Origin of the sequence: Paenibacillus vulneris, from assembly GCF_039543185.1 — a bacterium.
Classification (GTDB): domain Bacteria; phylum Bacillota; class Bacilli; order Paenibacillales; family NBRC-103111; genus Paenibacillus_S; species Paenibacillus_S vulneris.
Genome location: NZ_BAABJG010000018.1, coordinates 113,366 through 133,688, shown reverse-complemented (window position 1 = coordinate 133,688; position 20,323 = coordinate 113,366). Strand labels below are relative to the sequence as shown.

The 20,323-nt window shown below is 50.7% G+C and carries 19 protein-coding genes; 18 read left to right on the top strand and 1 reads right to left on the bottom strand.

Annotation, left to right across the window (positions count from 1 at the left end; translation table 11 throughout):
• Nucleotides 1-622: 622 nt before the first annotated feature.
• The 6 genes from ABEA66_RS18320 (at nucleotide 623) to ABEA66_RS18295 (ending at nucleotide 8,511) form a co-directional block, all read left to right on the top strand.
• Entirely contained in the window at nucleotides 623-3,298 is a 2,676-nt protein-coding gene (locus ABEA66_RS18320) for a valine--tRNA ligase (RefSeq protein WP_345589619.1), read from the top strand.
• A 5-nt stretch (nucleotides 3,299-3,303) separates the two neighbouring features.
• Nucleotides 3,304-4,689 (top strand): bifunctional folylpolyglutamate synthase/dihydrofolate synthase, encoded by a 1,386-nt coding sequence (locus ABEA66_RS18315; RefSeq protein WP_345589617.1) that lies wholly within the window; start codon nucleotides 3,304-3,306, stop codon nucleotides 4,687-4,689.
• Between the two features lie 7 nt (nucleotides 4,690-4,696).
• A complete protein-coding gene (gene murC / locus ABEA66_RS18310) occupies nucleotides 4,697-6,082 on the top strand; it encodes a UDP-N-acetylmuramate--L-alanine ligase (RefSeq protein ID WP_144027820.1) in 1,386 nt (461 codons plus the stop codon).
• A 139-nt stretch (nucleotides 6,083-6,221) separates the two neighbouring features.
• The gene (locus tag ABEA66_RS18305; RefSeq protein ID WP_079910022.1) at nucleotides 6,222-6,443 is read left to right on the top strand and encodes a DUF1450 domain-containing protein; all 222 of its coding nucleotides are present in this window, start codon (nucleotides 6,222-6,224) and stop codon (nucleotides 6,441-6,443) included.
• A gap of 41 nt (nucleotides 6,444-6,484) precedes the next feature.
• Nucleotides 6,485-6,991 (top strand): ferritin, encoded by a 507-nt coding sequence (locus ABEA66_RS18300; RefSeq protein WP_179135963.1) that lies wholly within the window; start codon nucleotides 6,485-6,487, stop codon nucleotides 6,989-6,991.
• A 143-nt stretch (nucleotides 6,992-7,134) separates the two neighbouring features.
• Nucleotides 7,135-8,511, top strand: a complete 1,377-nt coding sequence (locus ABEA66_RS18295) for an SPOR domain-containing protein (RefSeq protein WP_345589613.1) — start codon at nucleotides 7,135-7,137, stop codon at nucleotides 8,509-8,511.
• A gap of 71 nt (nucleotides 8,512-8,582) precedes the next feature.
• Here ABEA66_RS18295 and ABEA66_RS18290 read toward each other — a convergent pair whose 3' ends face one another.
• Nucleotides 8,583-9,881, bottom strand: coding sequence for an N-acetylmuramoyl-L-alanine amidase (locus ABEA66_RS18290; protein WP_345589611.1), 1,299 nt, complete (start codon nucleotides 9,879-9,881; stop codon nucleotides 8,583-8,585).
• A 122-nt stretch (nucleotides 9,882-10,003) separates the two neighbouring features.
• Between ABEA66_RS18290 and ABEA66_RS18285 the strand changes: the two genes are divergently transcribed.
• The 12 genes from ABEA66_RS18285 (at nucleotide 10,004) to ABEA66_RS18230 (ending at nucleotide 20,298) form a co-directional block, all read left to right on the top strand.
• The gene (locus tag ABEA66_RS18285; RefSeq protein ID WP_345589609.1) at nucleotides 10,004-10,246 is read left to right on the top strand and encodes a DUF4321 domain-containing protein; all 243 of its coding nucleotides are present in this window, start codon (nucleotides 10,004-10,006) and stop codon (nucleotides 10,244-10,246) included.
• A 67-nt stretch (nucleotides 10,247-10,313) separates the two neighbouring features.
• Nucleotides 10,314-10,919 (top strand): Maf family protein, encoded by a 606-nt coding sequence (locus ABEA66_RS18280; protein ID WP_345589608.1) that lies wholly within the window; start codon nucleotides 10,314-10,316, stop codon nucleotides 10,917-10,919.
• A 57-nt stretch (nucleotides 10,920-10,976) separates the two neighbouring features.
• On the top strand, nucleotides 10,977-11,666 hold the full coding sequence (gene radC, locus ABEA66_RS18275; RefSeq protein WP_079910026.1) for a RadC family protein: 690 nt from the start codon (nucleotides 10,977-10,979) through the stop codon (nucleotides 11,664-11,666).
• A gap of 99 nt (nucleotides 11,667-11,765) precedes the next feature.
• Complete coding sequence (locus ABEA66_RS18270) at nucleotides 11,766-12,800, top strand: rod shape-determining protein (protein ID WP_192702863.1); 1,035 nt, start codon at nucleotides 11,766-11,768, stop codon at nucleotides 12,798-12,800.
• Nucleotides 12,801-12,833: 33 nt separating this feature from the next.
• On the top strand, nucleotides 12,834-13,694 hold the full coding sequence (mreC, locus tag ABEA66_RS18265; protein WP_079910028.1) for a rod shape-determining protein MreC: 861 nt from the start codon (nucleotides 12,834-12,836) through the stop codon (nucleotides 13,692-13,694).
• A gap of 5 nt (nucleotides 13,695-13,699) precedes the next feature.
• Nucleotides 13,700-14,227: a rod shape-determining protein MreD gene (gene mreD, locus ABEA66_RS18260; protein WP_079910029.1), complete on the top strand. Its 528-nt coding sequence runs from the start codon at nucleotides 13,700-13,702 to the stop codon at nucleotides 14,225-14,227.
• Nucleotides 14,228-14,297: 70 nt separating this feature from the next.
• Nucleotides 14,298-14,951, top strand: coding sequence for a septum site-determining protein MinC (minC, locus tag ABEA66_RS18255; protein WP_079910030.1), 654 nt, complete (start codon nucleotides 14,298-14,300; stop codon nucleotides 14,949-14,951).
• Between the two features lie 18 nt (nucleotides 14,952-14,969).
• Nucleotides 14,970-15,764, top strand: coding sequence for a septum site-determining protein MinD (gene minD, locus ABEA66_RS18250; protein ID WP_079910031.1), 795 nt, complete (start codon nucleotides 14,970-14,972; stop codon nucleotides 15,762-15,764).
• A gap of 6 nt (nucleotides 15,765-15,770) precedes the next feature.
• The gene (locus tag ABEA66_RS18245) at nucleotides 15,771-16,916 is read left to right on the top strand and encodes an FtsW/RodA/SpoVE family cell cycle protein (RefSeq protein WP_079910032.1); all 1,146 of its coding nucleotides are present in this window, start codon (nucleotides 15,771-15,773) and stop codon (nucleotides 16,914-16,916) included.
• A gap of 343 nt (nucleotides 16,917-17,259) precedes the next feature.
• On the top strand, nucleotides 17,260-18,156 hold the full coding sequence (locus ABEA66_RS18240; RefSeq protein ID WP_345589604.1) for a peptidoglycan DD-metalloendopeptidase family protein: 897 nt from the start codon (nucleotides 17,260-17,262) through the stop codon (nucleotides 18,154-18,156).
• A complete protein-coding gene (locus tag ABEA66_RS18235) occupies nucleotides 18,149-19,033 on the top strand; it encodes a M50 family metallopeptidase (protein ID WP_256865314.1) in 885 nt (294 codons plus the stop codon). The genes ABEA66_RS18240 and ABEA66_RS18235 overlap by 8 nt, the downstream gene beginning before the upstream one ends.
• 23 nt (nucleotides 19,034-19,056) lie before the next feature.
• Nucleotides 19,057-20,298, top strand: coding sequence for an Rne/Rng family ribonuclease (locus tag ABEA66_RS18230; RefSeq protein ID WP_079910035.1), 1,242 nt, complete (start codon nucleotides 19,057-19,059; stop codon nucleotides 20,296-20,298).
• Nucleotides 20,299-20,323 lie beyond the last annotated feature (25 nt).

Genomic DNA, 20,323 nt, shown 5'->3' with positions numbered 1-20,323 from the left:
GCCTTTAGAGTACCGGCGTCAGCTTGTGGCATAGGGTTTTTTTCAATGTCTACAAAATGGGGTCTTGACCAGGGTTTGTTCGGGGTGTTTTTTGGTTATATTGAGTAGTATCGACGACTTATGACACTTATCGTATTGACTGTATGTGGAATGTTGTTTATCATAGGAATGATTATACATGCTAACAACGTGGAAAGGGAATAGTAGGCAGCCAACCCTTCAGAGAGCGGAATTGCTGCGCTGTAAGATTCCGCAGGATGTAACTGGCCGAAGTCGCCCTGGAGTTGCAATGTTCAACCGATTCAGATTTCCTTAGCGTTAGGCGGCGGTCCTTACCATGAAGCCCTTCGCAGCTGATGAGACTAGACATTGCCGGTCACAGCCGTTATCTGTTGAAGTGCCGCATAGCGATCTTTTTCGCCTTGTGTGTCCGTTGCATTGTTAATACAGTGGCGGATATCAGGGGAGGAACGCCATTGCGGAATAAAGGTGGTACCACGGAAGCAGATCCTTTCGTCCTTTGCGGCGGAAGGATTTTTTTGTTGCATCTGGCAACGATACGCAGCAAACTCCTGGGATACCGGGACTTATTACGATTTTTTAACAATGGAGGTCCATAGCGATGGAAGAAACCAAGACGACTCAACCCCAAGCTTCGACGACGTCGATGCCAACAACCTACGACCCGAAGGAAGCCGAAACAAAATGGTACGATTATTGGCTGAAAGGCCAATTCTTTAAAGCGGGTCAGCGCCAGGACGCTGAAACGTATACGATTGTTATTCCGCCGCCGAACGTGACAGGAATGCTGCATATCGGGCATGCTCTGGACTGTACGCTTCAAGATATCATGATCCGCACCAAAAGAATGCAGGGATATGACGCGCTCTGGCTTCCGGGATCGGACCATGCGGGTATCGCCACTCAAACCAAGGTGGAGCAAAAGCTGCGGGAGCAAGGAATCACCCGCTATGATCTGGGACGCGAGAAGTTCCTCGAAAAAGTATGGGAGTGGAAGGAGCTTTATGCGGAATCCATTCATCAGCAATGGGCGAAAATGGGTTTTTCACTCGACTATTCCCGGGAACGCTTTACCCTGGACGAAGGCTTGTCCAAGGCGGTTCGCGAAGTATTCGTGAAGCTGTACGAGAAAGGCCTTATCTACCGCGGCAACTACATCATCAACTGGGATCCGGCTGCACGCACGGCTCTTTCCGATATTGAAGTTGTATACAAAGAGGTGCAGGGACATCTGTACCATCTTCGTTATCCGGTGAAGGACAGCGATGAGTCCATCGTTGTTGCGACGACTCGTCCCGAGACGATGCTAGGGGATACAGCGGTTGCGGTCCATCCGGAGGATGAGCGCTATCAGCACCTGATCGGCAAAATGCTAGTACTGCCGATAATCGGCCGTGAGATTCCGATTGTAGCGGACGAGTATGTTGAAAAAGACTTCGGCAGCGGCGCCGTGAAAATCACGCCTGCCCATGACCCGAACGACTTCGAGGTAGGCAAGCGCCATGATCTGCCGCAAATTCTCGTTATGGACGAAAGCGGCAAAATGAATGAGAACGCCGGCAAATATAACGGGATGGACCGGTTTGAATGCCGCAAGCAAATCGTTGCCGATCTGAAAGAGCAGGGCGTTTTGGTGAAAATCGAAGACCACGTTCATCAGGTTGGACATAGCGAGCGCAGCGGCGCTGTAATCGAGCCGTACTTGTCTACACAATGGTTCGTCAAAATGAAGCCGTTGGCTGAACGTGCGATTGAAGCGCAAAAATCCGGCAAAGGAGCTAACTTCGTTCCGGACCGCTTCGAAAAAACGTATCTGCATTGGATTGAAAATGTACGCGACTGGTGTATTTCCCGTCAGCTTTGGTGGGGTCACCGGATTCCGGCATGGTACTGCGAGGACTGCCAACAAACCCATGTTTCCCGTGAAGACGTTAAGCAATGCTCCTGCGGCAGCACGAACCTGAAGCAGGATAACGATGTATTGGATACGTGGTTCAGCTCCGCATTATGGCCGTTCTCCACGCTCGGATGGCCGGAACAAACGGCGGATCTGGAACGTTATTACCCTACCACATTGCTTGTAACAGGCTACGATATTATTCCGTTCTGGGTATCCCGGATGATCTTTACGGGTCTGGAATTTACGGATCAAATGCCGTTCAAGGACGTTCTGATTCACGGGCTGGTGCGCGATGCCGAGGGCCAAAAGATGTCCAAATCGCTCGGCAACGGCGTCGACCCGATCGAGGTAATCGAGAAGTACGGCGCGGACGCGATGCGCTGGATGCTGTCCACAAGCTCAACACCTGGTCAGGATCTTCGCTTCCGCTGGGAGAGAGTGGAGCAGGCGCGCAACTTCGCTAATAAGATTTGGAACGCTTCCCGGTTCGCCCTGATGAATCTGGGAGATTTCAAAGCGGAGGAAATCGATCTTAGCGGATCCTTGGGAACAGCCGACCGCTGGATTCTGCACCGTCTGAACGAAACCGTCCGCGATGTGACTCGTCTCATGGATTCCTATGAATTCGGGGAAACCGGACGTGTGCTATATAACTTTATTTGGGATGACTTGTGCGACTGGTATATCGAGTTCAGCAAAATTTCGTTATACGGTACGGATGAGCAGGCTAAGAAAACGACGAAATCCGTGCTTGCCTACGTTTTGGACCAAACACAGCGTCTCATTCATCCGTTTATGCCGTTTATTTCCGAGGAAATATGGCAGCACCTTCCTCATCAAGGAGAGACGATTACCCTTGCTCAGTGGCCGGTATATGAGAGCCGCTTTGAGGCTGAGGAAGCGGTACGTGAAATGGAGCTCCTGATGGATATCATTCGTGCTGTGCGTAACATTCGCGCAGAGGTTAATGTGCCGATGAGTAAAAAAATCGAGCTGCTGGTGAAGCCTGCGTCGGCAGACGTTCTTGCCAGCTTGAAGAATAATGAAGGATATATTCAACGCTTCTGCAACACTTCGCTGCTTGAAATCGGTATGGATATTGCAACGCCGGATAAAGCGATGACAGGTATTGTAACGGGAGCCGAGCTATCCTTGCCGTTAGCGGGGCTGATCGATATTTCTCAGGAGATTGCACGGCTTGAGAAGGAGCTTCAAACGCTGCACGGAGAAGTGGAGCGTATTGAGAAGAAGCTGGCCAATGAAGGATTCGTGGCCAAAGCGCCGGCCAAAGTTATCGAAGAAGAAAAAGCTAAGCTGGCCGATTACGCGGATAAGAGAGATAAAGTGATCGCCCGTTTGACTGAACTGAGAGGGTGAATAAGATGAGCGAGACGAACGTACCAGCAAGACCAAGCGGTACCGCTTTTCAAAGTGCGTCAGAGGCCATCGATTGGATTGTACATTTGATTCCATTCGGAATTAAGCCGGGGCTTAACCGGATGGAAAAGCTGATGGAGCTGCTTGATAATCCGGAGCGCCGCTTGAAATTCATTCATGTGGCGGGAACGAACGGCAAAGGCTCCGTCTGCGCCTATCTAACTGAGATCTTAAAGCAGAGCGGATACGATGTGGGGACCTTTACGTCCCCTTATATCGAGAAATATACGGATCGCATTCGGTTGAACGGCGAGAACATATCGGAAGAAGACTTGCTGCGCGTTGTCAACAAAATCAAGCCGCTGGTCGATGAGATTGCGGATTCCGAGCTCGGACAGCCGACGATGTTCGAAGTGTCGACAGCCGTAGCGATAGAATATTTTGCCCACGTATCCTATCCGGACTTTGTCGTGTGGGAGACAGGCCTTGGAGGACGTCTGGATTCAACGAACGTCGTCAGTCCGATCCTCTCGATCATTACGAATGTAGGCCATGACCATATGGAAATACTGGGTGATTCCATCGAGAAGGTGGCTGCTGAGAAAGCGGGTATTATTAAGGCGGGTGTACCGGTAGTCAGTGCAGTAAGCCAACCGGAAGCGATTGAGGTATTGGAGCAAACAGCCAAGCAGAAAAACAGCACGCTTTATTTGTTGGACAGACAATTCCGCTATGAAGTGCTGTCTTCTAGGGAAAATGACCAGACCTTTGCGTTCCAAAGTCCGTTCCGCCCTATCCCGAAGATAGGAATTAGTATGAACGGGCAGCATCAGCTGCAAAATGCTTCGGTAGCCTTAATGGCTATCGAGCTGATGCGTCAATATTATGCTTTGATTGTAGAGGACGATGTGCTGCAGGATGCCATGAGGGCAACCAGGTGGGCGGGACGGCTCGAGATGATTTCCCAGTCTCCGCGTATTCTCATAGACGGCGCACATAATCCCGAGGGAGGTGCTGTATTAGCACAGGCACTACGGGAAACGTACACATACAATAAACTACACTTTGTTATGGGAATGCTCTCTACCAAGAATCATTCCGAATATTTACGGCATATACTACCACTGGTGGATACACTTATCCTTACCGAGCCGGATTGGCATAAAAAGGAAGATGCTGTGAAGTTAGCCGAGCTGGCCAGAACCCTTTTACAGGAAATCGATCGTAAGGATGTGGAAGTGATCGTAGAACCGGATTGGAAAGCGGCGCTGGAGCAGGTTAAAACGAGAACGGCCCAGGACGATCTGGCCGTTGTGTCCGGCACGTTGTATTTAATTGGAGATGTTCGTTCCTGGGTCTTACATCAATCCGATTCTGAAAAAGGCTGGTGAGAGCGGCGTGAAACCATCTGAGCATATCCATTTTATCGGTATTGGCGGATACGGCATGAGTGCAATTGCCAAAGTCATGCTGGAAATGGGGTACCAAGTATCGGGTTCTGATTTGGCGCGGCAGGAGCTTACGGAAAAGCTGGCTGCCAAAGGAGCACGAGTATATATCGGCCATGAGGCTGAACACGTTAATGGGGCCGATGTCGTAGTCTATTCTACGGCTTTAGCGAAGGATAACGTCGAGATGACGGCTGCCGAGAATTTGAACATCCCTATTCTGCACCGTTCCCAAATGCTCGCCCGTTTAATGAATGCCAAGAAAGGGATTGCTGTAGCGGGAGCTCACGGGAAGACGACGACATCTTCGATGATCGCTCTTGTTCTTGAGCATTGTGAGCAGGACCCTACCTATATTATTGGCGGAGAGATCATGAATGTCGGCAGCAATGCGAAGGCCGGCCAAGGCGACTGGGTCGTAGCCGAAGCTGACGAGAGCGACGGGTCTTTCCTGCAATATCATCCATACATTGCTTTGGTGAACAATATTGAAGCGGACCATCTGGAAAATTATAACGGGGACTTTGAAAATTTGAAAAAGGCATACGCTCAATTTTTAAGTCAGGTAAAATCCGATGGGAAGGCTGTCGTTTGCAAGGATGACAGCTACTTGCGCGAGATGATTCCGTTAATTCAAAGCGAGGTCATTACTTACGGCATCGAGCATGATGCCGATTATATGGCGACCAACATTGATCTGGGAGACCGAAAGGTACAATTCGATGTTCTCCATCACGGTCAGCCGCTCGGCACGATCAGGCTGTCGGTTCCGGGAAAGCACAACGTTTACAATGCGTTGGCTACGTTGATCACCTGCCTGGAAGCAGGACTAACCTTCGGGCAGGTGGCGGGGGCTATCACTGAATTCCGCGGAGCCAAGCGGCGCTTCCAAGTGTTAGGTGAGGTAGATGATATTCTGGTCATCGATGACTACGCCCATCATCCGACGGAGATTGAAGCCACTATCAGTGCCGCGAAGGCGACAGGGAAAAAGATCATTGCCGTATTTCAGCCTCAACGCTACACTCGAACCTATTTTCTGTTCGAGCAGTTCAGCCGTGCTTTTCCTGAAGCGGACGAGGTCATCATTACCGACATTTACTCTCCGGCCGGCGAAAAACAAATCGAAGGGATCTCTTCGGCCAAGCTGGTAGAGCTGATTCGTCAAAACAGCAATAAGAATGTACAATACATTCCTTCCAAAGAGCAGGTGCAGGAGTACCTATACTCCCATGTGAAGAGCGGAGATCTGGTCCTGACCATGGGAGCGGGAGACATCTGGAAAGCTGCCGACGGCCTGGCCAAAGCGTTAGAAGGCAAAAGAAGCGTATCCTAAGGACCCAAACCATCTATCGGAACCATGCGAGCGTTAAGCTTGTATGGTTCTTTCTTTTTTGAATGAAGAATATGCATTGACAGTGCAATTGATAACTATTATCATTTGATTGAAATAACAGAAGAAGGGAAGCCTTATCATGAAGATCAAATACTGCTGCAGAAACTTCAAGCACGGGTCCAAGAGCGTTTACAAGACTATGAAGAAACAGTTTCCCGAGATGAAGCAAAAGAAGCGGGACTGTCTCGGCGCGTGCAAGCTTTGCTCCAGGCAATGCATCGCAAAGGTTGGAAAAGCCGATGTCATCTGCGCGCCTTCTGCCGAAAAGCTGTATGAAGTGCTGCTCGATTTGATCGGATAAGGCTCTTTTTAACTGATCACATCATGGAAGGTTGTGTAGCTTTGTTAAACGACGAACTAAGCCAAGCGCTCAATGAGCAAATGAATTATGAATTTTATTCCTCTCATGTCTACCTCGCTATGGCTGCATACTGCTCGGCAGAGAGCCTGGACGGCTTTGCCAATTTCTATATCGTACAGGCGGAAGAGGAACGTTTCCATGCGATGAAGATCTATAAGTTTCTCAATGACCGCGGCAGAAGAGCTACAATCCAAGGGATGGACCATCCGAAAAATGAGTATGCCTCTATTCTGGAAGTGTTCGAGCATGCCTACGAGCATGAGAAAATCGTTACACAGCGCATCTACCATCTGTCTGATATGGCCTTGAATGACAGGGAGCACGCTACGATTCATTTCCTCAAATGGTTTATTGATGAGCAGGTGGAAGAGGAAGCGATGTTTGACAGCATTATTCAGAAGCTCAAGCGGATAGATAAGGACAGCAACGCATTCTTTATGATGGATGCGGAATTTGCCCAGCGGGTATTTACGCCGCCAGCCAATTAATTCGGTAACCCTGCTCCAATTGATAGAGGTCCGGCCGGAAGCGGGTAAGACCATGTCGCGCAAAATAAGGACTTGCTTGTTCTAATCCTTCCATCTCTCTCATAGTCTAGTAATACGAAAATGGACAAGGGAGAGAAGTAGGAATGAATAAGAACAAAATGACTTTTCGATTTGACCATAGCCCTGGACGGAATAATGGCTCGCAGCGCGTGGTGAAGGAAGAGCCCCAGGTCATACCGCTTCATGTGGAAGAGTATCGGGTGGAAGAAACGCCTCGCGTGAATGACAGCTTTATTCATACCGTAGAGGAAGGAAACCATTCGTCGTTACCCCCTCAGGCTGCTCCAGCCAAGCAGCCGCTCATTGACGCCCAGCCTTTAAATCTGTACACGACGGATTACGGCGGCTGGCAGAGCTCCTTCGACGCAGAGACCAATCGGGTCGAGCAGCTGATTCGGGAATCCAACGGAGCCAAGAACAGAGCGGGAGACGGCTTGGAGCCGAAGCAAGACCTGCGCGATCGTTATGATCGGGAAGAGCCTTCTGAGCCTCTTCGGGATCATCGATGGTATGTTCCCGAAGAGCCGGTCTACGTATCGGGTCCCCGTAAGCCGAATACCTCCTGGATCAAGGTCGCAACATCGGTTGCAGGGGCTATCGTGACAGGCATTGCATTCGGATTTTTCGTCCTCTCCATGTTCTCGGGAGATAATCAGGCGAAAACAAGCGGGAATACGGCCGTGTCCGGATCAGGCACCTCGATAAGCACCACTCAGGGAGCCGCCGATAAAAATACCGCTGCCGTTAACGGAACTACCCAGCCGGCCTCAGATAAATCAGGCTCGGTCAGCCCATCGGTTCCTGCTTCAGCTTCGGCTGCTGCCGGGATTGCCGCCAGCATCCCTGCCAAATCGTACAGCTTCCTGCAAAGCGGGGTTTTCAGCACGCCGCAAAGCGCGGATGCGGCCCAAGCCGATTTGAAGAAAAAAGGATTTACGGCGGTCCGTGATTCAGGAGACAAATATCCGGTCTATGTAGGCATTGCGATGACACGTGACGAGGCGATGGGGCTATCGCAGCAGTTCAAGCAAAAAAACATGGAAGTGATCGTGAAAAATGTGGAGCTGCCGGCCCTTACCAAAATCAAATGGAACGGCAAGCAAGCCGATTCGCTGCCTAATTATATGAATCAGGGAGCGAAGCTGGTACAATCGATCGTCCCGCTTGCTTCATCCCACCTGATGGAATCCAAACCTTCACAGCTGGATGCGTCAGCACTGCAGTCGATAAAAACAGCGCATCAAGCCTGGACGGGATTATCGGCCTCCGCAACCGAAGGACTCGCGGATGACGCCAAAGCAGCGCTGCAAAAAATGAATACGGCCATGAGCTCAGCGATCGTTTCACTGGACGAATATAAGAAAAATCCGGGAGCCTCTTACATGTGGCAAACCGAGGCCGCTTTGATGCAGTATGTCATGGCGGAGAAGGAATTGCGCAAGCTGGTGACGGCGGAATAAAATTAAAGCAGCTGCGCTTAAGCTTAAGTTTAAGCGCAAGCGGATATGAAAAACGACGAACCGGGACAGCCCTAAGGCTGCCGGTTCGTCGTTTTTTGGCTTTGCGTGTAGCGGTCGAGCAGCGCGGCCGCTTCCGCCCGGGTCATACGGCGGTCCGGCATGAACCGGTCCGCCGTAATGCCGTCGATCCAGCCTGCTTGCTTCAGGCTGGCGATCGCACTGGCCGACCAGGAGCCGGTCGGCACATCCTTGAACGGCGGCTGCGTCACCGCCGCCGTGCCTGCCAGCGGCAGTGCCAGCCGCTGGAACATCGCGGCCACCTCGGCGCGCGTGACGGGCTGGTCGGGACGCAGCGTCCCGTCCTCGTACCCGTCCAGCACCCCGGCGGCCACAGCTTTGCTCAAGGACGCGTAGGCCCAGTGACCGGCCTGCACGTCCTTGGCTTTGTCGGCCAGGGGGGTGCATACCCCTGCGCCGTAGACGGCACCGGTGACGGTCGGGTCGGCGCAGACGCCCGTCGAAGCAGCGGCATGGACCGTCGACAGGTTGAATACGCGGTCCAACAGGGTGATCCACTCCGCACGCGTCATCTCCTTGTCCGGCAAAAACTGCTTGCCGACGCCATCGATAATTCCCTGCGTGTTCAATCGCACGATCGATTCCTTCGCCCAATGCCCGGTGATATCCGTGAACACGCTGGAGGAGCCCTGTCCATTAAGCGGCAGGTAGTCTTCAATGCCAAGAGCGATCGCTTTGGCCATTTGTGTCCTTACCTCGTCGCTGTTAAGCAGAGCGGCGTCCTTGGCGTTGGATAAGAACGAAGTCTCCACGAGAATACTCGGAATCGTTCCCATGCGTACGACATATACGGAGCTCTCCACCAGGCCAAGATTGGCTACCCCTACGGTCGTTACGAATTGGTTCAGCACTTTTTGTGCAAGCTCCTTGCTTTCCGGAGTCAGAGCCGCCATTTGCGGACTGGCCGGATAGTCAACCTGGGGGAAATTTTTATCGTAATACAGGACCATCGCTCCGCGAGAGTCCGGGTTAGAATAAGAATTGGCATGGACCGATACGAACAGGTCCGCATTCTGTGTGTTGGTGAAATCAACGCGATCCTTCAAGGATATGTAAGTATCGTCCGTACGTGTCATGCTTACTTCATATCCGTGTTCAACCAAGAAGCCCTTTAATTTTCGGGCAATATCCAAATTTACGGTTTTTTCATTTAAGCCATTGACTCCAATAGCCCCGGGGTCGGAGCCTCCGTGTCCCGCATCTACGACAATTTTCGCCGCAAAGGCTGATGTCGGGAAAGCTATCAGAAGCATCAATAGAATCATCATGATAGTATAAGGCCGGCGCTTCAAATCGAATCCCTCCTCGCTATATTCTACAGGCTGTCCGTACGTGTTGTAAGCAGGTAACATTCTCCAAAATTATGCTATAATACGAGATGCGCATATCAACTGATAGAGGAATGGGAACCGAAGTGAAAAAAAATACATTTACTTTTATCTTATTGCTTATCATAGGACTAGTGGCGGGCGCCTTGGTAGGGCAGCTGCTCAGCCCGGTCTCCGCCTTATCGTTTTTGACTAAATCCGTCGAGCTGTCATGGGAGCCTAAAGCGGATTTACTGGTGCTAAAATACGATCTTCACATCCAACTGAAGCTGAACTTGGTCAGCTTAGCGGGGCTGGCGGCATCGTTTTGGATTTACCGCAAATTGTAAAAGCTAAGAGGGCTGGGAACATTGGAATAAGGAATCGACCAAACTATTCGGATCAAGGAGTCTATATATGTCGAATACTGTGCAAAAAATGCTGATACTGGCGTCTTCCTCTCCTCGCCGTCAGGAATTGATCAAGTCTCTTCAACTGCCATATGAAATCAGGGTAAGCGATGTAAATGAAGATACGGAGCCCGGGCTCAAGCCGGAGGAGATCGTGGAACAATTATCCAGTCGCAAAGCGGCGGCTGTCTGCGAAATGTATAAACAGGAGCAGCGCACGGACGGAATTGTTATCGGATCGGATACCATCGTCGTGATAGACGGTGAAGTGCTGGGCAAGCCGAAGGACAAGCAGGATGCCTACCGCATGCTGAACAGGCTGCAGGGACGATGGCATCAGGTCTATAGCGGTGTGGCTTGCATCGATTTGGCGTCAGACCGGCAGGAGGTTTCTCATCATGTTACATCAGTTTACATGAAGCCGTTGACGGCGACCCAGATCGAGCGTTATATTGATACGGGCGAACCGATGGATAAAGCGGGCTCCTATGCCATTCAAGGCTTGGGCGCGACGATGATCGAGCGTATTGAAGGCGATTATTTCAATGTTGTGGGACTTCCGGTATCCCTGCTCAGCGATCTGCTGGCACGCTTGGGTATTGCTGTTATTTGAGTCTGCATCATGATATAATGAGGGTTCAATGACTTTTTTGACGAAAGAGGGGAATGAATGGAATCGCCCAATATGACATTGCGCGATGTCCCAAACGAAGAACGACCTAGAGAACGCATGATGCAGTATGGGGCTCAAGCATTAAGTAACGCGGAATTGTTAGCTATTTTGCTGCGGACGGGTACGGTTCAGGAATCTGCCGTGCACTTGGCGCAAAGATTGTTAGCCCAATCGGGAGGACTGAGGAGTCTTGTCGACATGAGCCTGCAGCAGTTAACGGAAATCAAAGGGATCGGCGCCGCCAAAGGGCTGCAAATCCAGGCCGGCATTGAATTGGGCCGGAGGCTTGCACGGAGCGGTATGAATGAGGTTGTAACGGTTCGTTCACCCGAGGACGTGTCAGGTCTTTTGATGGAAGAGATGCGTTATTTACAGAAAGAGCATTTTGTTTGTTTATTTTTAAATACAAAAAATCACATCATAGGTCAGGAAACGTTATCTATGGGCAGTTTGAATGCGGCGATCGTACATCCCCGGGAAGTATTCCGGGCTGCGATCAAGCGGAGCAGTGCTTCGATTATTTGCGTTCATAACCACCCTAGCGGCGACCCGACCCCGAGCTCTGAGGATGTCGCCTTGACCCGCCGTCTGATGGAAGCAGGCGAGATCATCGGTATCGACGTGCTGGATCACATTGTGATCGGTGACCGGAGATACGTAAGTTTGAAGGAGCAAGGCTTGATGTAATATAATAGTGGTAGTCGTTAAAGAATTTGTTATGTAAGTAAATAGCTGGTTGGATCAGCAGTTTTTTGGGCATGAAGCCATAGGAAGGGAGTACCGAGCATGTTTGGTGGTTTTACAAAGGACCTGGGGATCGATCTCGGGACAGCAAATACATTGGTCTATGTAAAAGGTAAAGGGATCGTGGTCAGAGAGCCCTCGGTTGTGGCGCTGCGTACCGATACCAAATCTATAGAGGCCGTAGGAAATGACGCAAAAAAGATGATTGGCCGTACTCCCGGTAATATTCGTGCAGTCCGTCCGATGAAGGACGGGGTCATTGCCGATTTTGATACGACTTCGACCATGATTAAATATTTTATTCGCCAGGCCCAGAAGGACCGCTGGTTGTTTCAACGGCATCCTAGCGTAATGGTGTGCGTACCTTCGGGAATTACAGCCGTTGAGAAGCGTGCGGTAGAGGACGCGACCCGTCAGGCGGGTGCCCGCGACGCCTTCACCATTGAAGAGCCGTTTGCAGCGGCGATCGGCGCTGATTTGCCCGTATGGGAGCCGACAGGCAGCATGGTCGTCGATATTGGCGGCGGTACTACCGAGGTAGCGGTCATTTCATTGGGAGGTATCGTTACCAGCCGCTCCATCCGTGTCGCGGGAGACGATATGGACGAGGCGATTACCCAATACATCAAGCGGACGTATAACTTGATGATCGGCGAGCGTACAGCGGAATCAATTAAGATGGAGATCGGTTCTGCGCTGCCTATGGATCCTCCTGTCAGCTTTGAAATCCGCGGCCGTGACCTGGTGACGGGGCTGCCGAAGACGATGAGCGTAACCTCCGGCGAGATTACGGAAGCTTTGGGAGATACCGTGAACAGCATCGTGGATGCTGTGAAGGTGACATTGGAGAAATGTCCGCCTGAGCTGGCCGCCGACATTATGGACCGCGGCATCGTCCTTACAGGGGGAGGCGGTTTGCTGCGCAACCTGGACAAGCTGCTGTCCCGCGAAACCGGCATGCCGGTTCTTGTGGCCGAGAACCCGCTCGATTGCGTGGCAATCGGTACGGGAAGAGCGCTTGAGAATATTCATCTTTTCAAAATGAGATCAGGTCCTACAAGCAAGTCAAAACGCTGATTATTACGCTGTGAAGGTTAGAAGGTGTATGCTTTGAAATTGTTGGGGAATAAGAGGCTGCTGATTTTGCTTCTCGGCCTTATCTGTTTCATCGCCTTGATGGGCTTGACGCTCGGCAAACGAGGGCAGGCGACGTGGCCTGAGAAATTTGTTGGCGATACATTGTCTTGGACACAAGGATTGTTCTATAAGCCCGCTGGCTACATAGCGGGTTTCTTTGAGGATATGAAGCAAATGCGTACGATTTTTATCGAAAATCAGGTGCTGAAGCAGACCTTGACGAAATATGCCCGAGATACGACGCGTCTGAACGATCTGGAGCAGCAAAACAAGCGGCTGCAGGAAGCGCTTGGCTTTACGGAGCGCCAGAAGCAGGCTAACAACTATACGTTTCGGATTGCCGAGGTCGTCGCGGTCAGCCCGGATTCTCTGAATAATACAGTCCGCATTAATCTGGGAGAGAAGGATGGCGTCAAGCCCAATATGGCGGTTGTTTCCGTAGACGGCTTGGTAGGCCGCGTGCTTCAAACCTTCTCGTTCTACTCCAACGTGCAGCTGTTGAACGGAGTGGACGATACGGCCAACGAATCGAAGGCGATATCCGTGACGATCAAGAACCGGGAGAACGAGTCCTTCGGGATGATCGAAAGCTATGACCCAACCCAACAGAAGCTGATCATGACCAAGATCGACCCGAACGACAAGCTCGAGGTCGGCGATGAAGTCATCACCTCCGGCTTGGGTCAAGTATTCCCGAGAGGCATTCCGGTCGGCAAGGTCGTTTCCAGGAAGCCGGGCACTTACGGAATTTCCCATGAAGCGACGATACAACCCTTTGCCTCCTTTACCCATTTGCGGGAAGTATTCGTTGTATTTGTTCCGGAGCAGGGGTGAGGCGGATGGCGCGCAAGTGGCTGTGGGTAATTTTAACCGCCTTGTTGATTCTGGAAGGAACGTTGTTCCAGTGGCTGATTCCGGGCGTGTGGCAATCCAGGGTCTTCGTGGCCCCTCATTTCATGCTTGTTATCGTATTGTACATCGGACTTTATGTGAACCGTCATACGGCATTGTGGTACGGCCTTATCTTTGGTTTTTTGCAGGATTTATTGTACTATTCGCCCATGCTCGGACCGATATCCTTTGCCATGGGGCTTACCGGCTATTTGGCCGGCCTTACGCACCGCAGGTTGTATTCCAATATTATCGTAAGCATGCTGGTCATTGCGCTCGGCAACTTGTTCTATGAAGCTATTGTGTACGGGCTGTACCGCTTGTTTCAGACAACGCATCTGGATTTGCAGTGGGCGTTTTTCCATCAAATGCTGCCAAGCACGCTGTTTAATCTGCTCTTTGCCTTGATCGTTTACGTTCCGGTAAGAAAGCTGTTCGAGAGCATGCACCGAGAAAGTCCCGCCCCGGAGGAATAATTTTCAGCGAAAAAGAAGGAGATATGCTGAAAAAAGCCGAATTGTATAGGCTAGGGGGTTGGAAAAGTGTATGGCGGCAGTAAAGCATCACGTGACAATAAAAGGTGTTAAAGACGGGCTCGTATTTTTGCTTAACGATACATGTGAGTTTGATGAAGTCATCCAGGAGCTTAAGCACAAGCTTGAAAAGACCCATCAGCAAATATTGACCGGCCCTATTATTCATGTTCACGTCAAACTTGGAACGAGAAACGTTTCCGAAGAGGAGAAGGAGCAGATTCGCTCCATCATTGGACAGAAGGGAAATCTGCTGATCCAATCTATTGAATCGCAAACGGCGGACCCATCGGCGTCCGTTTTTCAACATATGCCGGATATTAAGCTGCTCAAGGGCATCGTACGCTCCGGCCAAACATTAACTGAAGAAGGCAACATCCTGTTCCTTGGTGATGTGAATCCGGGCGGCACGATTATCAGCTCGGGCAGCATCTATGTGATGGGATCCTTAAAGGGCATGGCTCACGCAGGGGTGGACGGCGACGAATCCTCCGTTATTGCCGCATCGCATCTGAGACCGACTCAGCTCAGAATTGCCGGCATTATCAGCAGGCCGCCGGATGAATGGGGAATCAACGAAGCTTTTATGGAGTTTGCCTATATTCGGGATGGAAAAATGGAAATAGATAAAATTCATCATATGCATAAATTAACGGCAAAGCAGTAAGGAGAAGGAGTGAAGCATATGGGAGAAGCAATTGTCATTACTTCGGGAAAAGGCGGTGTCGGCAAGACGACGACATCCGCTAATATCGGAACGGCATTGGCGCTTCAAGGGAAAAAGGTGTGTATGGTCGACACGGATATCGGCCTGCGCAATCTGGATGTCGTCATGGGGCTGGAGAACCGGATCATTTATGATTTGGTAGACGTAGCAGAGGGGCGCTGCCGGTTGGCTCAGGCATTGGTGAAGGACAAACGCTTTGACGAGCTCTACATGCTTCCTGCTGCTCAAACGAAAGACAAGCATTCTGTTTCTCCGGAAGCGGTAAGAGACATCGTGCTGGAGTTAAAGCGCGACTTTGATTTTGTCATCATTGATTGTCCGGCAGGTATAGAGCAAGGGTTTAAAAATGCGGTTGCCGGAGCGGATAAAGCTATCGTCGTCACCACACCGGAGAACGCGGCCGTACGTGACGCGGATCGTATTATCGGACTTCTGGAGAACGAACGCATTGAATCGCCGAAACTCGTCATTAACCGGATTCGTGCCAATATGGTCAAAAAGGGCGAGATGCTTGACATTGACGAGATCTGCTCCGTATTGGCCATAGATTTGTTGGGCATCGTTCCGGATGACGAATACGTCATCAAAGCGGCTAACATGGGAGAGCCGACGGTGATGAATCCAAGCTCGCGTGCGGCGATTGCTTATCGTAACATTGCCCGGCGTATTTTGGGTGATACCGTGCCTTTAATGCCTATGGACGAAAAGTCCGGCGTTATTTCCAAATTGAAGAAGTTTATCGGAATGGGATGATCGGATTTGCTGCATAAATTAAAAAAGATCGATATTCCCATCGTTGTCATCCTGCTAGCATTCATGGTTATCAGCACGCTGCTTGTCTACAGCGCAACGCTTGATGACCCGAATATTGTTTTCGATCTTAAAAAGATGATCATCATCTATGTTATCTCTATCCTCGCTTTCTTGGGGTTAACCTTTGTCGACTACCGCGGGCTGCTAAAAATTTCGCCCTATTTATATATAACGGGTCTTGCCATGCTGGCGGCCGTGTATAAATTCGGGATGGAGATTAACGGCGCCAAAAGCTGGTTCCAGCTTCCCGGGGGGCTGCTGTTTCAGCCGGCCGAGCTTATGAAGCTTATGCTGATCATGGGCCTTGCCGCGTTTCTTGCCCGCAGGCAGGGAGAGCCGTTGTTATTTTGGACCGATGTAGTCCCTGTTGGCGTCATTGTGCTGATACCGTTTATTTTGGTGCTGATCCAGCCGGATTTGGGGAATGCCATCATTTTTATCGTTGTCTTCATCGGCATGTTATGGATCGGAAATATCAAATATGTGCATTTCTTGATAGGGGTGCTCATTGCCGTAGGAGCGCTGGTATTGTTCATGTACCTGTTTACTCATTACCACGATCCTATTAAAACCTACTTTTCGGATAGAGGCAAAGGCCACTGGGTCGCCCGGATGGATACCTTTATCGATCCGGAGAACGCGACGAAGGACCAGAAGTTCCAGGTTGACAACTCGATCAAAGCGATCGGCTCCGGCGGCTTGACCGGGGAGAAGTACTTGCAGGGGACGTCGGTCCACCGGCATTTCATCCCGTATGCCTACTCGGATTCCATCTTCGTCGTATTGGCGGAAGAATTCGGTTTTGTCGGCTCCTCCGTTCTATTGCTGCTCTATTTCGTCTTGATTTACCGAATGATTCTAATATCTATCCAGTGCGGGGATAAAGGTGGCTCCTACATCATTGTCGGCGTCGTCTCCATGTTCGTCTTTCAAATTTTCGAAAACGTAGGCATGCTGATCGGCATCATGCCGCTGACGGGGATCACGCTGCCCTTCATCAGCTATGGAGGTACCTCACTGCTGATCAATATGATGTGTATTGCGCTCGTGATGAGCATTCGAGTCCATCAGGAAAAAGAATTAACCTATTAAGATAACAACTGTCCTATGAAGCATCCTGAAAATCAGGGTGCTTTTTTGGCATGTCTAACGGGAAATCATAAGTAGCCTGGCTACAGTGCTATGTTGACCTTAGGGAGTTTACCAATTTCGCGGCTTCCTGTGGAGGAGCCTGTATGCGCTTCGAAACCCAGGCCCCGCTTTGAGGGGCTATTTAATTCTCATATTTGGTTGTACAGGCTCATAGGATGAGAGTAAACAAGCTCCGGCTGGCTGCAGGATCAGACAAGCACAATAATGCCGGTTCAATTTATCCAATCGCTCTATGGAATACGGCGGCTTTCCTGATGGAAAGCTCTTGGGGAGGTAACCGAGTATGAGCACCAAAAATAATATACGTCAAAGAAGGATGGAGCGGATCAGAGAGCTGCAGGCGTCAGCAGAACAGCGCCCCGTACCTAACCCTATGCATGTCCGGCAGCAGGAACTGCTGGAGCCCTACCGCTCTTTTCCAGAGCCGGTCCGGGAGCAGCTTGACGATGCACCGCCCCAGGATACGGGACGCTGGAACGATCCGGAGTATGTATGGAAGCAAAAATGGCAGCAGGACTTGTCACGCAGAGATTATGAAGACGATGGTCCGGAACGGAGTAGGTTGATGCCGGGCAGAAGTGGGCTGCGCCTGAAGCTGGTTGTCAGCTGTTTTCTATTTGCCTTAATTTGGGGAATGTTTCAGTGGAATCACCCGCTTGCCAATAAGGGCAAAGCCTATATCAGTTCAGCATTGAATGAATCCTTCCAATTCCAATCGGTAGCTCTCTGGTATGAACGGCAATTCGGCGGAACCCCGTCGCTGCTCCCTGCTCTAAGCACGCTTCATCAAGAGGAGGCTCAGAAGGTGGATGTTGTCTCCAAGCATTATTTCACGCCGGTCAAGGGAAAGATCATCGCTCCCTTTGAAGCAAGCCGTCTCGGGGTAACGATAGAGACGAAGCAGGACACGCCTGTAGCAGCGATGGATACGGGTCTGGTGGTTTATGTGGGGAACAAGGAGGAAACGGGTTATACGATCATTATCCGTCATACGAACGGCCTGCAATCGGTCTACGGCTGGATCGAACAGGGCAAGGTGGAGTTAAACGACTGGATTAAGGGCGGTGAGACGATAGGCACGGTGTCCAAAAACAGCACAAAGCAATCGGGATACCTGTATTTCGCTGTATCCAAGGACAATAAATTCGTCAATCCGGCGGATGTGGTACAATTTGAGTAAGTGGAACCGCCTTTTTGGCGTCCCTATTCGTTTTCATCCGCTTTTTTCCATTGTCATTCTACTGTCTATCTTGGCGGGCTACTTTATTGAGACGGCAACATTATTCGGCATAGTGCTAATTCATGAGCTGGGACATGTCATGGCGGCCAAAAATTTCGGATGGCGGGTAAAGGAAATTCAGCTTCTTCCTTTCGGCGGAGTCGCTGTGGTGGATGAGATGGCCAGTGTTCCGGCATGGCAGGAAATCATTGTAACGCTGTCAGGACCGCTTCAAAATGGTATGATGATGGTAGCGGCGTTGGTTCTGCAATCGACAGGCGTGATTTCCGGAGAATGGAGCGCCTATTTCATCCAAGCGAATATGTACGTGGCTTTATTCAACCTGCTTCCCATTCTTCCTTTGGATGGGGGCAAGATCATGCAGTGCGTCTTGAGCTTTTGGCTTCCGTACCAGAAGGTGATTGTATTCAGCTGCGTGGCCAGCCTGATTCTTAGTATTCTGCTGCTCCTCGCGGCGGCATTCCATACGTGGTATGGGGGCTTTCAGCTGAATTTGTTTATGATAGGCTTGTTTCTGTTTTATTCCAACTGGTATGCTTACAAGGGCATGTCCTATCATTTTATGCGCTTTCTGATCCATAGAGGGGACACATATCATCGGCTTGTCCGTCAGGGAACCTTAGCACAGCCGATTGTTGTGGACGGGAGGCGTAAGGTGACAGAGATTGTTCGCTTGTTTATGCGGGAGAAATACCATCTCGTGTATGTAATGGATGAGCGCGGTGCCATACGTATCGTACTCCCCGAACAACCGCTTTTGCAAACTTATTTCAATGAAACCAAACGGGGAAGTGCGATTTCCGAGCTTTTCATGTAAAATGAAGTCCGAGGTGGAAAATCATGAAGCGTATTCTCGTACAATGTGGACAGGACCAAATCGAAGTAGCGGTAATGGAAGATGACCGATTGGTAGAGTACGACAACGAACTTCGCGGGGCGGAGCACTTGGCTGGCAATATGTACATAGGTCGAGTCGTTAACGTTTTGCAAGGGATGCAGGCGGCGTTTTTGGATATCGGATTGGAAAAAAACGCCTTTTTATATATCGATGATATTTTACCGGCGCATTTGGAAAAGCACCCCAAACAAAAGCCGTTAATTACGGAGCTGGTGCAGGTAGGGCAAGCCCTGCTTGTACAGGTTGTCAAAGAGCCGGTGGGCAATAAGGGGGCACGGGTGACAACTCACTACTCGATTCCCGGCAGATGGGGCGTTTATATGCCGCGCGCCGATTACGTAGGCGTGTCCCGCAAAATTGAAATTGAAACCGAACGTGAACGGTTAAAGCATGCGGCGGAGAAGCATCTGAAGCAGGGAGAGGGCTTTATAGTCAGAACGGCGGCCGAGGGCGTCGCGGAAGAGCTGATCACCACCGATCTTATAGACTTGCGGAAGCGATGGCAGGCGGTGGAGGAGCTATCCTCGCTGCAAGGTCCCGTACCGCGCAAGGTGTATACCGACTTTGGGCTGCTGCCACGCTGGATTCGGGATGTATTTCGCGATGATGTGCAGGAGCTCTGGGTTAATGATAAGGATGCCTATGACACCATCATGACTCTCGTTCGCGCCGTTTCGCCGGGTCTTTGCGAGAGGGTCCGGAGGTTTGAGAGAACGAGGGGGACGTTGTTCGGCACTTTTCAGGCGGACGAGCAGCTTGAGAACAGCTTTAAACGCAAAATTTGGCTGGATAACGGGGGCTATGTAGTCGTCGACCATACCGAGGCTCTGACCGTGTTCGATGTAAATACGGGGCGGTATACCGGGAGCGTAGATTTGGAGCAGACGGTGAAGGACACGAATGTTCTGGCGGCCAAAGAAATTGCCCGGCTGTTAAGATTAAGAGATATTGGCGGACTTATTATTATCGATTTTATTGATATGGATTTGGTTGCTCACCGGCAGCTGGTTCTGGACACGCTCGAGCAGGAGGTCAAACGGGATCGCACCAAAACGGTAGTTGAAGGGTGGACACGGCTCGGCTTGGTAGAGATGACCCGAAAAAAGGTTCGTGACGGGAAGGACAAAGTGACTATTCGCCGCTGCACGGAGTGCGAGGGGACCGGATGGTTATGGACCAAATGACCGTTCCAAGGTGTACGGAAGAATC